At 64.2% G+C, this 17,275-nt stretch carries 28 protein-coding genes and 1 tRNA gene; 2 read left to right on the top strand and 27 right to left on the bottom strand.

Annotated features, from left to right (window positions below):
• Position 1 precedes the first annotated feature (1 nt).
• From AMO33_RS31895 to AMO33_RS28995, 7 genes are read right to left on the bottom strand one after another with little or no spacing between them, the layout of a single operon-like run.
• A complete protein-coding gene (locus tag AMO33_RS31895; protein ID WP_159005536.1) occupies positions 2-160 on the bottom strand; it encodes a hypothetical protein in 159 nt (52 codons plus the stop codon).
• Between the two features lie 15 nt (positions 161-175).
• Positions 176-454, bottom strand: coding sequence for a DUF7213 family protein (locus AMO33_RS29015; RefSeq protein WP_011210472.1), 279 nt, complete (start codon positions 452-454; stop codon positions 176-178).
• Positions 438-659: a hypothetical protein gene (locus tag AMO33_RS29010; RefSeq protein ID WP_060594977.1), complete on the bottom strand. Its 222-nt coding sequence runs from the start codon at positions 657-659 to the stop codon at positions 438-440. The genes AMO33_RS29015 and AMO33_RS29010 overlap by 17 nt, the downstream gene beginning before the upstream one ends.
• A 14-nt stretch (positions 660-673) precedes the next feature.
• Positions 674-913, bottom strand: a complete 240-nt coding sequence (locus AMO33_RS29005; RefSeq protein ID WP_060594976.1) for a hypothetical protein — start codon at positions 911-913, stop codon at positions 674-676.
• The gene (locus tag AMO33_RS29000) at positions 910-1,152 is read right to left on the bottom strand and encodes a glutaredoxin family protein (RefSeq protein WP_060594975.1); all 243 of its coding nucleotides are present in this window, start codon (positions 1,150-1,152) and stop codon (positions 910-912) included. The genes AMO33_RS29005 and AMO33_RS29000 overlap by 4 nt, the downstream gene beginning before the upstream one ends.
• Complete coding sequence (locus tag AMO33_RS31890; RefSeq protein ID WP_157838415.1) at positions 1,152-1,319, bottom strand: hypothetical protein; 168 nt, start codon at positions 1,317-1,319, stop codon at positions 1,152-1,154. Before AMO33_RS31890 ends, AMO33_RS29000 begins: the two co-directional genes overlap by 1 nt.
• Positions 1,316-2,299: a cutinase family protein gene (locus AMO33_RS28995; protein ID WP_060594974.1), complete on the bottom strand. Its 984-nt coding sequence runs from the start codon at positions 2,297-2,299 to the stop codon at positions 1,316-1,318. Before AMO33_RS28995 ends, AMO33_RS31890 begins: the two co-directional genes overlap by 4 nt.
• Positions 2,300-2,626: 327 nt before the next feature.
• Here AMO33_RS28995 and AMO33_RS28990 point away from each other — a divergent pair, with 327 nt between their 5' ends.
• Complete coding sequence (locus AMO33_RS28990; RefSeq protein WP_060594973.1) at positions 2,627-2,893, top strand: hypothetical protein; 267 nt, start codon at positions 2,627-2,629, stop codon at positions 2,891-2,893.
• Positions 2,894-2,917: 24 nt separating this feature from the next.
• On the opposite strand, the gene AMO33_RS28985 is transcribed toward AMO33_RS28990, so the two are convergent.
• Positions 2,918-4,080, bottom strand: a protein-coding gene (locus AMO33_RS28985; protein ID WP_098087181.1) for an IS3 family transposase whose coding sequence is annotated in 2 segments (ribosomal slippage) — positions 2,918-3,793 and positions 3,796-4,080 — 1,161 coding nt in all. Because the reading frame shifts where the segments join, the coding sequence is not laid out codon by codon here.
• Between the two features lie 129 nt (positions 4,081-4,209).
• Here AMO33_RS28985 and AMO33_RS28975 point away from each other — a divergent pair.
• Complete coding sequence (locus AMO33_RS28975; protein ID WP_060594972.1) at positions 4,210-4,692, top strand: hypothetical protein; 483 nt, start codon at positions 4,210-4,212, stop codon at positions 4,690-4,692.
• Between the two features lie 15 nt (positions 4,693-4,707).
• Here the strand turns inward: AMO33_RS28975 and AMO33_RS28970 are convergent, their stop codons facing one another.
• The 19 genes from AMO33_RS28970 to AMO33_RS28880 all read right to left on the bottom strand — a co-directional run bounded on the left by AMO33_RS28970 (position 4,708) and on the right by AMO33_RS28880 (position 17,239).
• A complete protein-coding gene (locus AMO33_RS28970) occupies positions 4,708-4,929 on the bottom strand; it encodes a hypothetical protein (protein ID WP_060594971.1) in 222 nt (73 codons plus the stop codon).
• Positions 4,930-5,050: 121 nt separating this feature from the next.
• Positions 5,051-5,124: transfer RNA gene (locus tag AMO33_RS28965), tRNA-Met, on the bottom strand.
• An 825-nt stretch (positions 5,125-5,949) separates the two neighbouring features.
• A complete protein-coding gene (locus AMO33_RS28960) occupies positions 5,950-7,338 on the bottom strand; it encodes a glycine--tRNA ligase (RefSeq protein WP_060594970.1) in 1,389 nt (462 codons plus the stop codon).
• Between the two features lie 93 nt (positions 7,339-7,431).
• The gene (locus AMO33_RS28955) at positions 7,432-8,115 is read right to left on the bottom strand and encodes a tRNA(His) guanylyltransferase Thg1 family protein (RefSeq protein WP_060594969.1); all 684 of its coding nucleotides are present in this window, start codon (positions 8,113-8,115) and stop codon (positions 7,432-7,434) included.
• Positions 8,112-8,372 (bottom strand): hypothetical protein, encoded by a 261-nt coding sequence (locus AMO33_RS28950; RefSeq protein WP_060594968.1) that lies wholly within the window; start codon positions 8,370-8,372, stop codon positions 8,112-8,114. The genes AMO33_RS28955 and AMO33_RS28950 overlap by 4 nt, the downstream gene beginning before the upstream one ends.
• Positions 8,369-9,178, bottom strand: a complete 810-nt coding sequence (locus AMO33_RS28945; protein ID WP_240327347.1) for a class I SAM-dependent methyltransferase — start codon at positions 9,176-9,178, stop codon at positions 8,369-8,371. Before AMO33_RS28945 ends, AMO33_RS28950 begins: the two co-directional genes overlap by 4 nt.
• 8 nt (positions 9,179-9,186) lie before the next feature.
• On the bottom strand, positions 9,187-9,780 hold the full coding sequence (locus tag AMO33_RS28940; protein ID WP_060594966.1) for a pyrophosphohydrolase domain-containing protein: 594 nt from the start codon (positions 9,778-9,780) through the stop codon (positions 9,187-9,189).
• Positions 9,777-10,892 (bottom strand): DUF5131 family protein, encoded by a 1,116-nt coding sequence (locus AMO33_RS28935; protein ID WP_240327573.1) that lies wholly within the window; start codon positions 10,890-10,892, stop codon positions 9,777-9,779. Before AMO33_RS28935 ends, AMO33_RS28940 begins: the two co-directional genes overlap by 4 nt.
• The gene (locus tag AMO33_RS28930; protein WP_060594965.1) at positions 10,892-11,173 is read right to left on the bottom strand and encodes a hypothetical protein; all 282 of its coding nucleotides are present in this window, start codon (positions 11,171-11,173) and stop codon (positions 10,892-10,894) included. Before AMO33_RS28930 ends, AMO33_RS28935 begins: the two co-directional genes overlap by 1 nt.
• A gap of 3 nt (positions 11,174-11,176) precedes the next feature.
• Positions 11,177-11,740 carry a hypothetical protein gene (locus tag AMO33_RS28925; RefSeq protein ID WP_060594964.1) on the bottom strand — a complete coding sequence of 188 codons (564 nt, stop codon included), beginning with the start codon at positions 11,738-11,740 and terminating at the stop codon, positions 11,177-11,179.
• A gap of 44 nt (positions 11,741-11,784) precedes the next feature.
• Entirely contained in the window at positions 11,785-12,552 is a 768-nt protein-coding gene (locus AMO33_RS28920) for a metallophosphoesterase family protein (RefSeq protein WP_060594963.1), read from the bottom strand.
• A gap of 15 nt (positions 12,553-12,567) precedes the next feature.
• On the bottom strand, positions 12,568-12,855 hold the full coding sequence (locus AMO33_RS28915; protein ID WP_060594962.1) for a hypothetical protein: 288 nt from the start codon (positions 12,853-12,855) through the stop codon (positions 12,568-12,570).
• Entirely contained in the window at positions 12,852-13,064 is a 213-nt protein-coding gene (locus tag AMO33_RS28910) for a hypothetical protein (protein ID WP_060594961.1), read from the bottom strand. Before AMO33_RS28910 ends, AMO33_RS28915 begins: the two co-directional genes overlap by 4 nt.
• Positions 13,065-13,250: 186 nt before the next feature.
• The gene (locus AMO33_RS28905) at positions 13,251-13,487 is read right to left on the bottom strand and encodes a hypothetical protein (protein ID WP_060594960.1); all 237 of its coding nucleotides are present in this window, start codon (positions 13,485-13,487) and stop codon (positions 13,251-13,253) included.
• A gap of 29 nt (positions 13,488-13,516) precedes the next feature.
• Complete coding sequence (locus AMO33_RS28900) at positions 13,517-14,470, bottom strand: DUF7341 domain-containing protein (protein ID WP_139337605.1); 954 nt, start codon at positions 14,468-14,470, stop codon at positions 13,517-13,519.
• Positions 14,471-14,548: 78 nt separating this feature from the next.
• Positions 14,549-14,713 carry a hypothetical protein gene (locus AMO33_RS31885; RefSeq protein WP_159033827.1) on the bottom strand — a complete coding sequence of 55 codons (165 nt, stop codon included), beginning with the start codon at positions 14,711-14,713 and terminating at the stop codon, positions 14,549-14,551.
• Positions 14,714-15,182: 469 nt separating this feature from the next.
• Positions 15,183-15,650, bottom strand: coding sequence for a DUF6221 family protein (locus AMO33_RS28890; protein WP_060594957.1), 468 nt, complete (start codon positions 15,648-15,650; stop codon positions 15,183-15,185).
• Positions 15,651-15,678: 28 nt separating this feature from the next.
• Entirely contained in the window at positions 15,679-16,500 is an 822-nt protein-coding gene (locus AMO33_RS28885; RefSeq protein WP_060594956.1) for a DNA polymerase beta superfamily protein, read from the bottom strand.
• A 73-nt stretch (positions 16,501-16,573) separates the two neighbouring features.
• Entirely contained in the window at positions 16,574-17,239 is a 666-nt protein-coding gene (locus AMO33_RS28880; RefSeq protein WP_060594955.1) for a hypothetical protein, read from the bottom strand.
• Positions 17,240-17,275: the final 36 nt, after the last annotated feature.

Here is a 17,275-nt window from a genome sequence, read left to right as displayed (position 1 = left end):
GTCAGTCCTCGGCTTCGTCCTCACGTACCAGCACGATGTCGCCCATCATCTGGGTTTGCGCCGACCACAGAGCGGTGACCAGGTCGGTTGGTGACACCTGCACGGGTTCGGGTGTGTCGATGGACAGTTCGAATGGGCCCAGTTTCAGGCGGAACTTCATCAGGGCCTCCCGTGGTCAGGCTTCGTCGTCGTTTTCTGCGAGGCTCTGCTTGAGGCGGGTGAGCCGGTGTTGCAGGAGTCCCATTTGGACGTGTGTGGGGACGCTGTCGTCGCGGGTGAACGATCCGACTGATGTCCAGGTGTCGCCATCGTCGTCGATGCCGCGTCGAGTAGCGACAACGACGTAGTCGAGCAGGAGCCCGGGGTCGTCGTCTTCGCTGTAGATGCGCCATACGGTGTCGATTGCCTCGGTGAGGGCGTCGTCGGCGGCGACCTGGTCAGGCGTCCTCGGCATCCGATGTCTCCTGTTCGCGGCCGTCGAGGCTGTGGTGCCTGATCAGCCAGCCGTCAATACGTCCCGTAGCGCGGTTGGTGATGGCGTGCCGCTCAGGGCCGCAGACGCAATCGACGGCCTCGTGGTGGATCAGGTCACCCAATGGCCAGCCGTGAACTTCGTCTGCGGTGAGTTGCCTGATCGCCCAGGGTTTCTGTTGCGTCATGCGCGCCCCTGTCGCTAGTGCTGTTGCGCTTCCGACTTCCGACGCGAGCGGATTCCGTACAGGTTCGCGGCGCCATATGTGAACGCCGACAGCAGGAACCACCACTGCTGGGTGGAGACGGCGTAGGCGATCCACAGGGCTTGTACGGCGAGACCGATGCCGGGGCCGAGCAGCGACTTCGGGTAGCGGTAGACGCAAACCAACCCGGTCACGCCGATCATGGTCAGCGCGAAAGACCACCACTGCGAGATCACGCCACGCCCTTCTGCACCGCCGCCGCCCATTTGAGGTTGTCGGGTGAGAACCCGGACCAATGCTGGTCACCGGCGACGACCACGGGTGCCTGCTTGTAGCCGAGTGCGCGGATCGCGTCGCGTGCCTCCGCATCTTCGGTGACGTCGACGAGGGTGTAGACCGCGCCGAGCTGGTCGAGCTTCTTCTTCGTCGCCTTGCATGGCTGACAGTTCGGACGGGTGTAGACCTTGATCTCCATCAACCGCGGCCCGCCTCGGCGTACCGTCGCTGTGCCTCCGCCAGGGAATCGCACGCATCCGCGATATCGCGTCGGCCGGCATCCCTTTCGGCATCGGTTCCGGCGGCAGCGAGACGGCGTTGCGCCCTGAACAGGCCGATTTCGGCAATGGCGAGGTCAAAGCTCATGGAAAGCGGACTCCAAGATCAGGCAAGGGTGGAAGCGGCGGCAAGACGGGAATGTATGACTCGATCGGGCCGGGCACGTGGTCCAGCACCTCCGGCGGAAGCGCCGGCTCCACCCACTCGGGCACATAGTCACGGATCGGGGTCGGCGCGTACGGCTCCGGCGTGAACGCATCGATGATCGGGTTGACGTCCTGGATGGACGGCAGCGGACCCGGCTCCCACGTCGGCAGCGGCAACGGCTCTTCGATCGGAGGCAGTCCCGTGGGCGTGTTCTGGGGGATGTTCGGGTTCGGGGACGGCATCTCCACGAAGTGGTCACCCGGACCGAGGTCTTGCCCCTCCCCCGGCGCGTACCCGTGCCAGCCGGTCAGGAACCCGTGCGCACCCAACCCGAAGCGGACCGGATCCGACCAGGGGGCGGGGCTGTCGCACACGAAGTCGTACTCGTGGCACACCGACGTCACATTCGGGGCCACCTCACGATGGTCCGGGTTCGACGTGCCCGGGTAGATGCCAGGGATTGCGTCGTAGATGCCGCCCGGTCGGCGCGGATCACCGTACACCACAACCTCGTCCGCGAGATGCGCTTGATTCCCCGCGACCTCGGCGCCGAGGCTGTGCCCGATCACCTTCACATGCCCGCCGGGGCATTCCTGCCGGTAGGCGCCGATCCGCGCGGCGAGGGCTTGCTCACCCTCCGCGACGGACTGGTCCTTGGTGTACGGGCCGGTCGGCCACACACTCGACGTGTAGTCCAGGGACTCGACGCGCGCGCCTTCCGCGGCGGCCTGGTCGAGGTGGGCGTCCATCATCGTGTGGGCGCCAGCAGCTTGGGCGGCCTGCTCGCCGTTGCCGCCAACACCGATCACCAGTGGACGGCAGTCGGGTTCCGCGACGGCGGTGGGGGCGGCGAATCCGAGCGGACCCAGCCAGAATACGAGGGAAGCGGCGCAGGCGGCGGCGGTGGTGCGGCGAGACATTGGCGCCTCCTGGCGCTCGTGATCAACAGAAGCTGAGGCCCGCCGGCTCCCGAGGTAGCGAAAACCGGCCGGCGGGCCGACCGCGGCGCTTGCAGCTGCCTGCGGTCACGCCACCTGTGATGCCCTGCGGCCTGCGCGGCGTGAGATCGGCGCGGCGGCCCCGGGTGATTGGGGCACGAGGGTGGTGGCGAAACTTGCGGTGTTGGTTTGGGGTCACCAGGTAGGCACCGACTACCTTCTGCGTTACCTCACAGGGGAGGTCGCACCGCGCACGTAGGGGCGGTTAAGTCATTGGATCGAGCGCGGCTTCGCGCCTACGATCTGGGCATGGCGATCAAGGGGATCGAGAGCGCTCGCTTGAAGTTCGAGCATGCCGAGAGGCACCTCCAGGCGCTCACGAAGAGCGTGACGGACTTCGCCGACGGTCATCCTTGCCACTGCACGGTGGCGTGGGAGCGGAACCACCCTGAGTACATATGTCATGTGGTGGTCAAGGAGGCATCCACCGTGCCTGACCTGGTCGCGCTACAAGCGTCCGATTACATCGGCAACCTGCGCGCGGCCCTCGATCACGCGGTGTATACACGGGACTGATGCAGGATTCGGTGACAGGTTCGGTCACGCGGCCTGACTGGCCGGTGGGGTCATGATTACTTCGTATTCGACGGGCGTCAAACGCCCGAGGCCGGTCTGCCGGCGCCGCCGGTGGTAGGTGCGTTCGATCCAGGTGACGATCGCGATGCGCAACTCCTCACGCGTGGACCAGGATCGGCGGTCCAGGACGTTGCGCTGCAAGAGCGCGAAGAAGCTTTCCATCGCGGCGTTGTCACCGGCCGCGCCTACCCTGCCCATCGACCCTGTCATGCCGTGACGAGTCAAGGCGTGCACGAACTTCCGGCTTCGAAATTGCGACCCGCGGTCGCTGTGAAGCACACATCCGGCAACGTCGCCGCGCCGGGCGACAGCATTGTTGAGTGCCCGGACCGCAAGCACCGACTTCATGCGGGAGTCGATGGAATACCCGACGATCCGGTTGGAGAACACGTCCTTCACTGCGCAGATGTAGAGCTTGCCCTCACCGGTCCAATGTTCGGAAATGTCCGATAGCCACAGCTGGTTCGGGGCATCGGCGGTGAAGTTGCGGCGGACCAGGTCCTCGTGCACCGGCGGGCCCGGTCTGCCCTTCCCGCCGCGCTTCTTGCCGAACACGCTCCACCAACCTCGTGCCGAGCAGATCCGCCACGCGGTGCGATCGGCCATCGGCTCGCCCGCGGCCCGAGCCTCGTCAGCGAGAAACCGGTACCCGAACTCCGGATCGTCACGGTGAGCATCGAACAGCGCGTTCGCTCGATACGCCTCGTCGAGTTCGGCAGTCGTAACCGGTTCGGCGAGCCACCGGTAGTAGGGCTGGCGGGCCAGCCCCAACACCCGGCACGTCACCGCGACGGGAATCCCGTCGTCGGCCAGCTCACGGACGAGCGGGTAGGTCATTTTCCCGGCAGATTCGCCTGCGCAAAATAGGCGGCGGCTCGTTTGAGAACCTCGTTCTCCTGCTCCAGCAGCCGAATCCGGCGCCTGGCTTCCCGAAGCTCCGCCGCCTCGCTTGAGGTCATGCCCGGTTTCACACCATCGTCGACATCGGTTTGCCGCATCCATTTCGACAGCGTCATCGGGTGGATCCCGAAATCCGCGGCGACCTGCTCCAACGTCACCCCGTCATCACGGTTGCGAGCCACCCGGACGACATCGTCACGGAACTCGCGGGGATAAGGCTTGGGCACAGCGACATCCTTCCAGCCCACCCGAAGGCAAGCCACATCAGGTGTCACCTACCCCTGCAGCAGCCCCCACATGTGGTTGAGCACTGTGCGAAGAACGGCATTGCATTGTCGCTTAGGGATGAACGGAACGTGAAATTCCCGATCATCGAATCGGAGAAGAAGATCCAGGACCAGACTTGGTTTTCGGCGCCAGTCTTGGATGTGCTGGAGAAACACCAGCCGGGTCTTCTCCCCGACCCGCTCGACCATCCTTTGGCCCAGTTGAACAGGCTTGTGAACCACGACAAGCACCGGCTGATGCTCGTCACGAACAGTGCCTTCATCGAAAGCGACGTAGTCTACTCGGACGAGTTCGAGTTCGTGCGGGATGACAGTCCCCCCGACGGCGAGCTGCGACCTGGATACGAACTCGCGGCATGGGTGTTCCGCGCTACCGTCCCACAGCTGACGAGACACCCTCATCATCTGATCAAGATTGGGCAGATCGGCTACCACATCTCGATCGACTTGCCCGACAGCAACCGCTTCGAGCACCTGCTGCCGACGATGAACGCTATCCGCGATCGGGTGGGGCAGGTGCTTGACGACCTCGAAGCCGCCGGGGTCACTTAGCTTGCACCAGTCCGGTCACGAGCGTCGTTTGCCGCCGCCGGGCCAGCGCCCGAACACGATCCGGTAGTAGCGGGCTGCGAGCCCGGACGCTTCACGCAGCGACATGTGTTGCAGCAGCAGTGTTTGCAACGTGATGAACGGATGCTCGGAGGTCGCCCACTTGGCTTTGCCTTCACCGGTCGTCCAGTATTCGTTCAGCTCACGGGACGCACCGGTCTTGCCGTCAGGATCAGCCATCACGCCTCCTGACATCGGGTCGGCAAGAGAACACCGGCCGCCCCCACCCGAAAGACGGGCGCGGTCGACCGGCAAGAAGGGGATAGCCTGGCTGCCGTTGCCGGGAGGGCAGGCTATTTCGTGGCGGTGTCGCGATTTGAACGCGAGACTCCAGCTTATGAGACTGGCGAGTTAACCGACCTTCTCCACACCGCTATGCGGCAGGCGCCGAAGGGATCACGCCGTCCGGCCACCTGCCCTGTAGTCGCCCCGCGAACGGGACTGGTGAGCCGTTACCTCACTGCTCGGCATCCCGTGGTGCCGCAACGCTTACGCGGTGGCGGATGGCTGCCGTAGCCACACCATCCGCCAGTGAGGACCATCAGCCGAAAACGGAAAGCCCTCTACCGTTACCGCTCATCGCAGCTGACCGGCCTCGTCGTCCGGCGAGTAATCCGATCAGCCACTACCCGACCTACCGCAATAGACCAGGCCAAGTTAAGGGGTGGGGAGAGTTCCTAGCTCTCCGTCCGGGGCATGGACCGTAAGGCTATGTAATTCCCGGTGCTGCGACTTGCCCGCTGAGGCATCGGTTTCCGCCCGCTAAGGCTTCCCCTCAGGCACTCGCCCGTCAGGTTCCCGACAGTCGCACACATTCGCGGCCCGATCACGCAGTAGCCGCTCACTCTGTCACCACCAGCGCGGCTAGCTAGGCCACGCTTTGCTCCCCGCCCGCGATTCGAACGCGGACCCACCCTGGCCGCACCATCCGAGGCGCAAGCGCCGGCACTCTTTCCATTGAGCTAGCGGGGAAACCGATATGAAGTTGTGGATTCCTTGGGCCGATCCACTGAAGGAGTGTGGTGGCAGCACCACGGGCGACCAAGGCAAGTGGAGATGCCAAAACTGGGGCAATCTGCTTTTGGGTACAACTCACCCGCAAATCAGATGGTAGGGCATGATCGGCGGCGGAAGCCCAATCGTTTGTAACAATTATGTTACAAATTTCGTTGAAGGATTGACTCCACCCTGCACCAGCAACTAGACGCCGATCAATTGCCCCGCCAAATACTCCTCCACCCGCGCCAACGACACCCGCTCCTGCGACATCGAATCCCGCTCACGCACCGTCACCGCCTGATCCTCCAACGAATCAAAATCCACCGTGATGCAGAACGGGGTGCCGATCTCGTCCTGGCGGCGGTAGCGGCGGCCGATCGCACCCGCGTCGTCGAACTCCACGTTCCAGTGCTTGCGCAGCTGCGCGGCCAGATCCTTGGCCTTCGGGGTGAGGTCGGCGTTGCGCGAGAGCGGCAGCACGGCGGCCTTGACCGGGGCGAGCCTGCGGTCAAGGCGCAGCACCGTGCGCACGTCCACTCCGCCCTTGGCGTTGGGCGCCTCGTCCTCGGCGTAGGCGTCGACGAGGAACGCCATCAGCGAGCGGGTCAGACCGGCCGCCGGCTCGATGACGTAGGGGATGTAGCGCTCGTTGTTGGCCTGGTCGAAGTAGCTCAGCTCGGTGCCCGAGTGCTCGGAGTGCGTCTTGAGGTCGTAGTCGGTGCGGTTGGCGACGCCCTCCAGCTCACCCCACTCGCTGCCCTGGAAGCGGAAGCGGTACTCGATGTCGACGGTGCGCGTCGAGTAGTGCGACAGCTTCTCCTTCGGGTGCTCGTAGAGGCGCAGGTTCTCCGGGTCGATACCCAGGTCGGTGTACCAGGCCAGCCGGGTGTCGATCCAGTACTGGTGCCACTGCTCGTCCTCGCCCGGCTTGACGAAGAACTCCATCTCCATCTGCTCGAACTCGCGGGTGCGGAAGATGAAGTTGCCCGGGGTGATCTCGTTGCGGAAGCTCTTGCCGATCTGGGCGATGCCGAACGGCGGCTTCTTGCGCGCGGTGGTCTCGACGTTCTTGTAGTTGATGAAGATGCCCTGGGCGGTCTCCGGGCGCAGGTAGTGCAGGCCCTCCTCGTCGTCGACCGGGCCCAGGAAGGTCTTGAGCAGGCCGGAGAAGTTGCGCGGCTCGGTCCACCGGCCGGGCTCGCCGGTCTCGGGGTCGCGGATGTCGGCCAGGCCGTTGGCCGGCGGGTGGCCGTGCTTCTCCTCGTACGCCTCCAGCAGATGGTCGGCGCGGTAGCGCTTGTGCGTGATCAGCGACTCGACCAGCGGGTCGGTGAAGGTGGCGACGTGGCCGGAGGCCTCCCAGACCTGACGCGGCAGGATCACCGAGGAGTCCAGGCCGACGACGTCCTCGCGGCTGGTCACCATCGACCGCCACCACTGCCGCTTGATGTTCTCCTTCAGCTCCACCCCGAGCGGCCCGTAGTCCCAGGCCGACTTGGTGCCTCCGTAGATCTCACCGCACGGGTACACCAGCCCCCGGCGCTTGGCGAGGTTGGCAACGGTGTCCACCTTGGATTTGGTCTTTGACATGCGGCAGTGCTCCTGTCCAGGGCTGGCGGGGGATAGACAACAGGCCCTAACCCTAGTCAGAGAGGGTTAGGGCCTGTTGAGTGGGGTTCGCGGTCAGGCGGCGTTCTGTTCGGCAGGTGTGACGGACCTCAAGTACTCGTTGATGTCTGTCCAGGTCCACTGCTCATGATGGATGGATTTGTCGGCGAGGATGAAGGTGCCGTTCTTCTCTCGCATGGACAGGGCCGCCCAGTTGATGCCCCTTGCGTGCAGCATGTCGTGGATCGCCGTCCGGTTCTTCCCGTGCAGCTCACGGTGTGAGAAGTGCGCGCGCGCCAGCATCTGCAACGAGTTCCGCGCCCAGTCCTGCTGGCGCCACACGAACACGTTCGGCGCGTCCGGCTGTGGCACCACGAACGCCCGCGAATCGAACACCGCCGTCGGCTTCTCTCGGAACAGCCGGTTGAAGTGCATCGTCATCGTCGACGCCGAGATCGACACCAGCTTGTTCACCTCGTACCCGAACCAGCCGGCCGTGTCGTGCGTATCGAAATCGGTCAGCAGGAACGTCGCCTCATCCGACTGGACATAGCCGAGCTTGAATCCCTGCATCTCCCGTGCAGTTTCCACCGCGGCGTCGACCATCGTCTGCATGAGGACGGGGTCGAACGGCCGCCGCATGCCGCGCGTGAACGTGTGGAACGCCTTGCCGTCGACCCGCAGGAACACGCACGAGTTCGGCGTGAGCCGGTAGTTCGAGGCGGCCTCGTAGGCTTTGATCCGGTCGCCGAGTTTCATGCCGCCTCCTGGTGTTCGACGGGTACGGCTCGAAACACGGACCGGTTCGGCGCCGACCGTGCAGGTTCGAGAAGGCGGTACGTCCATGTCCCGTTCGCGCAGCGGAATGTGACCGGGTTGCCGTCCCTGGACACGAACTCGCTGGGTAATTCGGCAAGGAACTCCTGGGTGATCGAGATGCGTGGCAGCGGGTTGACGCACTCGATTGCGCTGGCGCCGTCGTCCCGCAGGCGGGCCCGGAAGTACATCACGGTCACGCTGCCGCCTCGAACAATCCGATCTGCTGGACAAGCTCGCCCTTTGCTCCCGCGGGCGCGACGGCGAGGTTGCAGGCTGTGAAGTCGACGGTCACGATCTCCGTAGCTGGCGATACCCCATGCCAGTCCTCCTGGTGGGAGCTGGTGTCGATGCCGCAGTTCGGCTCCAACACGATCCCCGTTTCCCGTACGAACTTGTCGTACTCGCGGCCGCCGGTCCCGTCCTGGTAAAACGGTTTGCCGCTGTAGTCGAACGGCGCCGACATTTGCGGAATGATGAACACCCCATAGTCGGCCACCTGCGCGGCGACCGCGATCACGTGGTACTCGAACTTTCGGGACGTGCAGCCGGGCGCGTTCTTGGATCGTTTGATCGCCCCGAACGGCGGGTTTCCGATCGCCACATCGAACCACCCCAGCCCCATGTCGGGCACGTCGAGGATGTCGCCGCAAATCCAGGTCGCTTCGGGCAGGATCTTCCGGCCGACACGTACGTAGTCGGGATTGCGCTCCACGCACACGAACTCGCGCTCCGGGTCGCCGGCCCAGCGGTTACGGCACCCGTGCGAGAGACGTCCGATCCCCGCGCCGAGGTCGATCAACCGACCGAACCGGCCGGTCAACTCGACAGAGAAGTCTTGCGCCAACCCTGCCGGGGTGAAAAACGCCCCGTGCGTGGAGTTCGCGGCAGTCGACATCTCCTGGAAGTTGTCGAGCACAAACGACTTCTCGTCCTCGGTGAGATCACGGTCGAGATCGACGAGAGCAAGCGCTTCAGCGTGCAGCTTCTCCTGCTGCTTCGTCATCTTCCCCACTACACTGCCTCCACTTGGAGTGCGCCGCGGATGTCGGGCGGCGTCCAGTCGGCAGGCTTCAAGATCTTGCCGTCGTCCCGTCGAATGACCTTGCCGTCCACGAATTTCGCGAAGTTGGATCGCGCGACCTCGGCCCACACCCGGTCCAGTGGTATCCGCAGCAGGACAGCGAGGGCGGACAGCTGGTACATGCCGCGATGCCCGAGCACGTCGGTGTCGATCAGGTTCCGGGCGTGGATCGCGCGCCGCAGTCGGTTGTCGGTGGCGTGGAGTTCGTCGATGACGGTTTCCATCGCTGCGTCGGGCAGGTCTTCCCAGGTGGGCGGGTGTGGTGAGGGGGTGATGAGGTCGATGTAGTCGCGGGCGAGACCGAGCCGCAGCAGCAGTCCTGCGCGTACCCAGAGCCCGTCAGCGATGGCGTCGGCCGTTTCGATCATGTCGCGTTCGCGGAGCGCGGTTGCGAGTTCGTCGCGTTCTTCTTTGACGAGGCGGTAGGCCAGGTCGAGGTCGGCTTGGTTGACCCATCCGGGAGTGGGGCGGAGGGGTACGCCTGCGGTGTGGTTCCAGTCGGCGACGTCGGTCCAGAAGGTCATTGGGCGGCTGATTCCATTCGGTCGTCGAGGTAGGTCATGGCGCGGAGTACGAGTTGGCGCAGGCGGTCGAGGTGGAGGCGGGCACCGAACTCGTCACCGTGTGCGTGGGCGGACTCGAAATCTGCTGCGGTGGAGGTGATGTCGGCACGGACTTGGCGTTCGTCCTCGGTGGTGGGGTGTTTCCACAGCCTGTGGATCGCCATCCGCTCTGCTGTGGATTCGACGCGCCATTGCACAGACGGGTGGTACTGAGCGCTGCCGTGCTCGATGTCCCATGTCATGTAGGTGGCCTCGGTCATCTGCTCGGTGGTGATGTACTCACCCCATTGCTTGAATAAAAACGGCACCCCGGCGGCGGTGCACTGGTCGCGCAGCGAGCGGGCCCACTCGGGGTGCATCGGCCGGGCGCCGCGGCCCGATTCCCCGCCGACGATCACCCAGTCGAGCTTTTCCGCAGCGGCTTCCCACCGGCCGGGGTGCCCGTACCGCCCATTCAGGGCGTCGAGATGCGTGGCGGTGCCTGCCTGGAACGGGATTCTGGTGAGGTCCACCGGCCCGAGAAGCGGTTCGGCGCTGACGAAGCGGACGGCAGCCGAGGTACCAAGCAGGGTAGGAATGCGGAGGTTCGCCCAGTGCTGGTTCTCGGCGGAGACGCCGAGCCACACGTTCGGGAGCGGCCACGGCGCGTCGTAGATCGCGGTCGCCGTGTCCTCGTCCGTCGCGGCTTCGAGGAGCCGCTGCGCGCCGTCGACCCGGTCGCCGAGTAGAGACCGCATGCGGCCCGGCCGCTTCGTCAGGATCTGGAACGTGTGCTGCGGCGCTCGCGCCATCGTCGCGAAAACCCGCGCGATGAACTCGTCAGGCACGTCCTTGTGGAACAGGTCCGACATGCTGTTGACGAACACGCGCCGCGGCTTCCTCCACCGCAGAGGTTCACCCAACCGCTCCGGCCGCAACGTCACCCCGAATCCGTTGGGAAACTGCGGCGTTCCCGCGAACCGGTGCGCGATGCCCTCGGCGTAGCAGTGGTCACAGCCCGGCGAGACCTTGTCGCAGCCTGTTACCGGCGACCAAGTTGAATCAGTCCACTCGATCTTGGTAGTAGCGCCCATCAGGCTGCCCACTTTGCGTTTCGCCGAATCCGCAGGATTGCGGTGTGGCTCACGCCGTAATCCGCGGCAACGATTCGCGAGGGCCGATTGTCGAACCCGTACCATCCGAGCTTGGAGGATGTGCCTGTCTCGTCGGCGCGCGCGAACCTGTCGGCTGCGGCGTGCTCGTAGGTCGATTCCAGCTCGGCTCGACTGCCGCACCGGATCGGCGCGTCCATGACGGACGAGTAGACGACGTAGAAGTCCTCGTCACGGGTCGGTTTGATGATCGTGTGGCTCATGGTTCAGCTCCAGAGGTGCGGCAGGATGTCGATGAAGTCGTGGCGTGCCTGCTGGATGCGTTCATGCCAGGCGTCTTCGCGGGCCTGTTGGGCGTCGTAGATCGCCCGCTCCTCGCCTACTCGGGGCTTCATGCGGAAGCTGCCGTCAGGTTGCGGAATGAACTCTCCGGGCGGCTCCAGCACAGCCATTTCTTCCTCAGTGAAGCGCGGTCTCGGTTCCGACAGACGGGCGATCAGGTCTTCGAACGATTCACGGAACCGCTCGCGGTCGAGGACGCTGTAGTCGAGGTGATAGCGCAGCGACGCGGCAGCGAACTCGTTGAAGCTGGCGTCGAACTCGTCGAGCATCCAATCCACCGACGGCTTGCGCTCGAACCCGACCAACTTCCAGTAGGGCTGTGCGCGCCCGTGGAGGGTGATGTCCCAGGGGCCGAGCGGCATCAACCACACGTGTTCACGGCAGCGGCCGCGGGCGTGTCCCCACCGGGGTTCCCCGTCCGGGTCGGGGTAGTGGGTTTGGATGCTGAGCCACCAGCGCAGCAGTGGCACCCGGAGAGAGCAGTACATGACCCAAGCATAGTTTAGTGTCTATACTCCGGTCTAGTCTGCATTCACTGCATGTCGATGATGGCGGTGTTGTCGGCGATGGGTGCGTGGTCTCCGTCGAGGATGTGCACCATGGTCGAGTAGCGTTCACCGTTCAATCTGGTGTCGAGGCGGCAGTGGTAGTGGCCAGCGAACAGGCGCTTCGGTTGCACGACGTCGACGACCCCGCGGAGGACGCGACGGTTGAGTTCGGCTGCGTAGATCTGGGCCTCAGGGAACCTGAATGGGTTGCCTTCGATGCACGGGATTCGGATGCCGGCGGGTACGTCGTGGCAGATCATGATGTCGGCGGGTCCGCCTTCACAGGCGCGGAGGGCGTCGGCTGTGGTGATGGTTTCGCCTGGCCACCATTCGATGTGTGGGCGACGCCAGGGCCGGTCAACGCTGTGCGCGCCGCCCATCGCGAGTAAGCGGACTCCGTTCCAGGTCCATCGGTATCCGCGGGGCAGGTACCAGATGCGGGGCCGGATGGGGATGGCGGTGTGGCCGTGGTCCCTGACGAGTTCGGCGAGCAGGGTGTGGTTGTCGTGGTTGCCGTCGACCCAGCCGAGGACGAGGCCGGTCTCTTCGAGTGCGTCTTGGACGTGATCGAGGAAGTCTGGTGACCCGTCGAAGTTCTCGCGCATGTCGTAGGCGAAGTCGCCGACATGCAGGATCATCTGTGCACCCTGCTGGGCTGCGTAGGTGATGGTTTTGCGTGCGTAGGCGGCGTTCGCATGCCAGTCACCACAAACTGCGATCCGGGACGGCTGCAACACCTCGAAGGCAGTCATGAACTGCTCTCTTCTTCAGTCATCGTCGTCTCCGGGTTCGGGGTCGAGGGTGTGTGTGGTGATGTAGTAGCCGTCGACGGCGTAGTAGTCGTCGTCATCGATGTCAGGACTGGGGGTTTCGATGTGCGTGTACAGGGTGTTGTCCTGTCCGAAACCCATCGTGTTCCAGATCAGGTCGTCGCGGCGGGTTCGTTTCGCAACATAGGCTTGCGCCTTCTCGACCGTTGAGAAGCTGGCGACAGGGTAAGAGCGTCCGCCGAGATCCTCATCACCTAGGTATTCGAGCAGGTAGATGGTGGTCATTCGTGTTCTCCTGCTGGTCCGAGTTCGCCGTGGTAGCGGCCGAGCGCTGCCCAGGCGAGGCGATGGCGGAGGGACGCGTACTGGCCGATGCGGTGCATGTCGGCGAGTTCGTCGAACGTGCACCCGAGGTCGTTGAGGGCGTTACGGATCGCGATCCGGGTGTCCTGGTCGGTGACGTAGATGATCTCGGCTTTGCCGACGATTCTCATTCGTTCTCCATGAGGCGCGAGTCATTGGACGGACCTTCGTGACTTCGCTCAGCCGGTAAAGCCTCACCACGGGCTCGTCACTGCCGGGGAGGTTGACAGCGACATGGACAACTGTGGGACCGACATAGATGACGGTGCCTTCGTCGCGGCGGGGACCGAAGGGAACGGTCACCGTGTCGCCGGGTTTCAGCGTCCCCATCCGAGCCTCCTGATCGCGCGGACCGCGGCTTGCTCGTGGCGGCGGCACACCCAATGCTCGCCCGGGTACTCGCCGTCCTCGTCGCCGGTTTCGATGCGGAACGGCCAACCGTGCGCGACGTTGTCGATCACGCACCACCAGAACGTGCCCGGACAGTGGGTGAAGATGCCCCGTTGATGGAAGTCCCACCACCACGCGGCCGCCCGCGCCCGCCAACCAGTCATAGCATCTATTCTAATCGGGCGTGTCCACCCTATTCGAGTACACCGTCCGGGAGGCTGGCGCCGATCGCCGCCGCGAGACCGAGGAAATGCTCGGGCGCCCAGTTGGTGTCGCAGGCTTGGCAGACAGCCGAGGACTTGGTCGCCCGCAACGCTGCTCGCCGCACCATCTCCCCTGCCTCGTCCTCGACGAGCACGGTGGTTTCACCGCAGGCGGGGCAGGCCGCGGTGAGTTCCCACGTGTGGAGGGGCTCGGCGGGGAGGAGGGTGTCGATGCGGTCGACCCAGCCCAGAATGATGCGGGTCATGACGTTCAGACCGGGTAGGTCTTGGGGCCGCCAGGGGTGGTCGGTGAGGGCGTGGAGTCGTCGGATGGTGGCGGGTTGGCGTGGGTCTCCGGGCGCTGGGGTGGGCCACCATTCGTGGACGGTGCGGTCGATTTGGTCGAGGAGGCTACAGGCGTCGATCCACAGGGGCGGTTTGCTTTTGTAGACGCCGCGGAGCCCGTTGGTGTCGTGCTGGGCGTGTCGGGCTTCGGTGAGTTCGGTGTAGCGGCCGTCGAGGATGATGTGTCGGGTGGTGTTGTCGTCGGTGATGGTGTCGGGGCGGTGGCCGACGAGGGCGTGCACGGCGTCGGTGAATGCGACGACGGCGCCGGCGAGAAGTTCAGCCGTGTACTCGCTCATCCCTGTGGTCTCCTTCGTCCTCGACCTGTTTGCGGGCTTCGCGTTCGCGTTGCGCCCGCTCGCGTTCATTGATGACTCGACGGCCCGTCGATTCGAGGCGAGCGGCAGTGATCTCGTGAGCAGCGCGCTCGTCCTCCAGCGCTTTACGCAATGCCGCGATCCGGGCTGGAAGTCGTGTTCGAAGCGGTCGGCGAGTTCGTCTGCGTGGGCGAGGATGCTGGCCGCGCTGTAGTCGCCGTCGAGGATGTCGCGGGGATGTTTCCGGTCGCGGTGTTCGCGTGGTCGGGGCCGGTTCAGCATTGGCAGTCCGTCCAGTGGAGTCCGCAGGCGGTGCAGTGGTCGCGGTCGTCGAGCCAGTCCGCCATGTCGTCGTAGTCGTCAAGCAAGGCCGTCGCGCGCCCTCTCACGCTCTTGCTGCTCATCTCGGAGACGGGCGAGGGCGACCTTGGTGGCCCGGCCGAGTCGCCACGACCAGTAGATCGAGCAGGCGCTGACAGCAACGGCGGCAATCGAAACGGCGATGGACAGAACCGCGATCAACACAGCTACTCCTGGTCTCCGAGTAGGTCCTTGGTTGTGAGTGGACGTCGTGTGTGCATGAGCGCGTGGACGACTTGCAGTGCGCGGATATCGGCGGCAGCGAGTGGTGGACCATCCCATAGTTCGCAGCCGTGGGATACGCAGGTGATGCGCACTCGCGCCCGGCTACTCATCGGCGAGGACGTCGTTGATGCCTGTGGACGATGCCACCAGGCGACCAAGAATAGGAGGCAGGCACACAAGCCACGCAACAAACACTGCCAGCAACGCCACACCGCTAATCGCAATCCGGTTCATCGGGCTCGAACTCGCAATCCATGTCGTAGAAATCCCCCAGATCGTCGGGCAAGAATGGGTCATCGCCGTACTCGACCGGGCTGTTCAAGCCGCTCATCGGTTTCTCCCTTGCCTCGTTAATTCAAGGCTAACCGACCACGTCAACCTGAGAATTCACGCCGAAACCGATACCGTTTCACGGCCGCCATTCGTCGCGATAATCCGAGTGGCCTCCCCAGATGGAGGCGATATACCGCACTGTCTGGCACGGCCAGCCCGGACCAGCCGCATACCCGTCACCGTGACAGGGGTCGCACCAGGCGACCGGCATATACTTCGACGGCGGCCGACATTCGTGCAGCGCCAACAACGCTCGAAACACCTGCGCCAGCCCGTACACGCGCGCAGGATCGAACTCCGCGATCAACGACGCAACATCGACACTACGCGGACCCCCACCCCACTCCCCCTCGCACATCGGCGGATTCCGCCCATTCACCGAAACTAGGTCTCGGAACTCGTCAAGCTCCCACCGCTCGGGCTCCCACGGCGGTCGCTTGGCCGGATACTTCACCGTCACCCGCCGCAACTCTGTCGAATCCCTGGCCAGCGCCTCCCACTCCCTGAGCCTGGCCTCGATGAATTCCGCGATTTCGACTGTCATTGGTCCACCCAAGATCTCGCCTGGCAGCTCAACCGGCAATTTCACACACAGCCGCAGAGTTCCGTCCGACGATCCGGCCGCCACGTTCCCACCACGCCAGATATGTGTCGATCAGCCACCGGTTGATGCGCGCCAAGTCCGGCTCAGGCGGCAGGTCCGCATGCAGCGACAGGTGGTTCAACTGCGCCAGCAGGTCCGCAGCCCGTTCCAACGCTTCCTCTTTCGTGTGCAGCCCGTGCCGCAGCTCCGTCAGCCACGCCCGCTCAGGTTCCGGCATCGGCAACGTGATCCGCCCCGTGGTCAGTAGCTCCACACCCTGCACACCCAACCTGACCATGTGATAGGCGAACTTTGCGTCGAATCCGTACACGTCCACCAGCTCGGGCCGGTTCGTGTGTTTCTTCGACTTCACGCCCAGCATCTGGTCTCGCTGCGACATGAGGTAGCCGGCGAACCGGTCCGCGACCTGCCGGGACAGGAACCGGTCGGGGTGGGCTTGAAGATCGCGGCCGACGTGGCTGGTAACCACGATTTCCTGTTCGGGGATGAACATCAGCAGCAACACGGTGGGGTTTCCTTGCGCGGCCAGTCGCGCCCATTTCCGCAGCGAGTACACGGTCAGGTCGAGGTCACCGGCACCCGAACGCACGCCTTCCGGTTGGGTTCGGAAAATGTACTGCTCGAACCGGTCTAGCCCGATCACGTATTCGGGAGGCTCGATGCACACGCCCATTTCGTCGCGGTCGTCGGCGCCGGTGGTGACGCCGTGGAGCCCGGACCCGACCTGACCGCGCAGGACCGTATTCTGGTTCGCGATCCGCTGAAATTCGGCGCTGCCGTGAACGCTCATCTGATTTTGTCCTCCCACGTAAACTGCCCGGTCACCTCAACGGTAACCGGGCAGTCAACCTGGTAACGCAGGTCTATGCGATATGGAACTTGGTGAGCACCTCTTTCTCGTCTTGCCCTGCACCCAACGTCTTCAACTTGAACTTGATGCCATCCGGTTCCGCCCCGCCGTTCTGCAGAAGCTCATCTACATGCGGGAAGATCGGAAAGTCGAACGTGAACGCTCCCGGACCGTCGATCTCCTTCCGGAACAGACCCTCGCATAATATGTTGTCCCAATCATCATTGGGGTTGCAGCCGTGGATGGGCGTCTTTTCCGCTAGTTCAGTTGCCCATGCCATGCGGCCCCCACCTAACTGAAGGCCGATGTCCTCGACCGACACCTTCTGGGGGCCACTATTCTTGACGGTCAACCGAATGTAGCTGGGCTGCGTTCGAAGCATGTTGTCGGTGAGTTTGCCTTCGGTCTGAATCTTCTGTTTGCCGGGCTCGTCCTTGTCAGGACCGCTGAAGACCGCCTCAACCGTGACATTGCCTTGGTTGCCCTGGATGCTGATCTGGTTGGACTCGTCAGTTTGTCTCAGATTGACCCAGCCGAAATAGACCCCCGAGATCACTACGATTGTCGTGGCAGCCCCCGCCAGGAAGGGTTTCGCCTTGTCTAGGAGGCTCGGGGCCGGGGCCGCCATCATCCTTCTCAGTTTCCGCTTCTCCGCGTCGGTCAACTCTGGTTCAGCCATGCCCGTCCCCGTTCGCATCATGTTTGGCTGCAAGGG

This window comes from Nocardia farcinica (genome assembly GCF_001182745.1).
GTDB lineage: Bacteria > Actinomycetota > Actinomycetes > Mycobacteriales > Mycobacteriaceae > Nocardia > Nocardia farcinica.
Note: the sequence above shows the minus strand (reverse complement) of the source record. Positions and strands in the feature narration are given on the sequence as shown.

Coding starts and splice junctions, on each gene's coding strand:
- AMO33_RS28900 (WP_139337605.1), bottom strand. CDS start 14,470: ATGCTGAACCGGCCCCGACCACGCGAACACCGCGACCGGAAACATCCC.
- AMO33_RS28890 (WP_060594957.1), bottom strand. CDS start 15,650: ATGACAGTCGAAATCGCGGAATTCATCGAGGCCAGGCTCAGGGAGTGG.
- AMO33_RS29000 (WP_060594975.1), bottom strand. CDS start 1,152: ATGGAGATCAAGGTCTACACCCGTCCGAACTGTCAGCCATGCAAGGCG.
- AMO33_RS29010 (WP_060594977.1), bottom strand. CDS start 659: ATGACGCAACAGAAACCCTGGGCGATCAGGCAACTCACCGCAGACGAA.
- AMO33_RS28960 (WP_060594970.1), bottom strand. CDS start 7,338: ATGTCAAAGACCAAATCCAAGGTGGACACCGTTGCCAACCTCGCCAAG.
- AMO33_RS28935 (WP_240327573.1), bottom strand. CDS start 10,892: ATGGGCGCTACTACCAAGATCGAGTGGACTGATTCAACTTGGTCGCCG.
- AMO33_RS28970 (WP_060594971.1), bottom strand. CDS start 4,929: ATGGCTGATCCTGACGGCAAGACCGGTGCGTCCCGTGAGCTGAACGAA.
- AMO33_RS28940 (WP_060594966.1), bottom strand. CDS start 9,780: ATGACCTTCTGGACCGACGTCGCCGACTGGAACCACACCGCAGGCGTA.
- AMO33_RS28990 (WP_060594973.1), top strand. CDS start 2,627: ATGGCGATCAAGGGGATCGAGAGCGCTCGCTTGAAGTTCGAGCATGCC.
- AMO33_RS29015 (WP_011210472.1), bottom strand. CDS start 454: ATGCCGAGGACGCCTGACCAGGTCGCCGCCGACGACGCCCTCACCGAG.
- AMO33_RS28920 (WP_060594963.1), bottom strand. CDS start 12,552: ATGACTGCCTTCGAGGTGTTGCAGCCGTCCCGGATCGCAGTTTGTGGT.
- AMO33_RS28945 (WP_240327347.1), bottom strand. CDS start 9,178: ATGACGAAGCAGCAGGAGAAGCTGCACGCTGAAGCGCTTGCTCTCGTC.
- AMO33_RS28885 (WP_060594956.1), bottom strand. CDS start 16,500: ATGAGCGTTCACGGCAGCGCCGAATTTCAGCGGATCGCGAACCAGAAT.
- AMO33_RS28995 (WP_060594974.1), bottom strand. CDS start 2,299: ATGTCTCGCCGCACCACCGCCGCCGCCTGCGCCGCTTCCCTCGTATTC.
- AMO33_RS28915 (WP_060594962.1), bottom strand. CDS start 12,855: ATGACCACCATCTACCTGCTCGAATACCTAGGTGATGAGGATCTCGGC.
- AMO33_RS28930 (WP_060594965.1), bottom strand. CDS start 11,173: ATGAGCCACACGATCATCAAACCGACCCGTGACGAGGACTTCTACGTC.
- AMO33_RS28880 (WP_060594955.1), bottom strand. CDS start 17,239: ATGGCTGAACCAGAGTTGACCGACGCGGAGAAGCGGAAACTGAGAAGG.
- AMO33_RS31895 (WP_159005536.1), bottom strand. CDS start 160: ATGAAGTTCCGCCTGAAACTGGGCCCATTCGAACTGTCCATCGACACA.
- AMO33_RS28925 (WP_060594964.1), bottom strand. CDS start 11,740: ATGTACTGCTCTCTCCGGGTGCCACTGCTGCGCTGGTGGCTCAGCATC.
- AMO33_RS31890 (WP_157838415.1), bottom strand. CDS start 1,319: ATGAGCTTTGACCTCGCCATTGCCGAAATCGGCCTGTTCAGGGCGCAA.
- AMO33_RS28955 (WP_060594969.1), bottom strand. CDS start 8,115: ATGAAACTCGGCGACCGGATCAAAGCCTACGAGGCCGCCTCGAACTAC.
- AMO33_RS28905 (WP_060594960.1), bottom strand. CDS start 13,487: ATGACTGGTTGGCGGGCGCGGGCGGCCGCGTGGTGGTGGGACTTCCAT.
- AMO33_RS28910 (WP_060594961.1), bottom strand. CDS start 13,064: ATGAGAATCGTCGGCAAAGCCGAGATCATCTACGTCACCGACCAGGAC.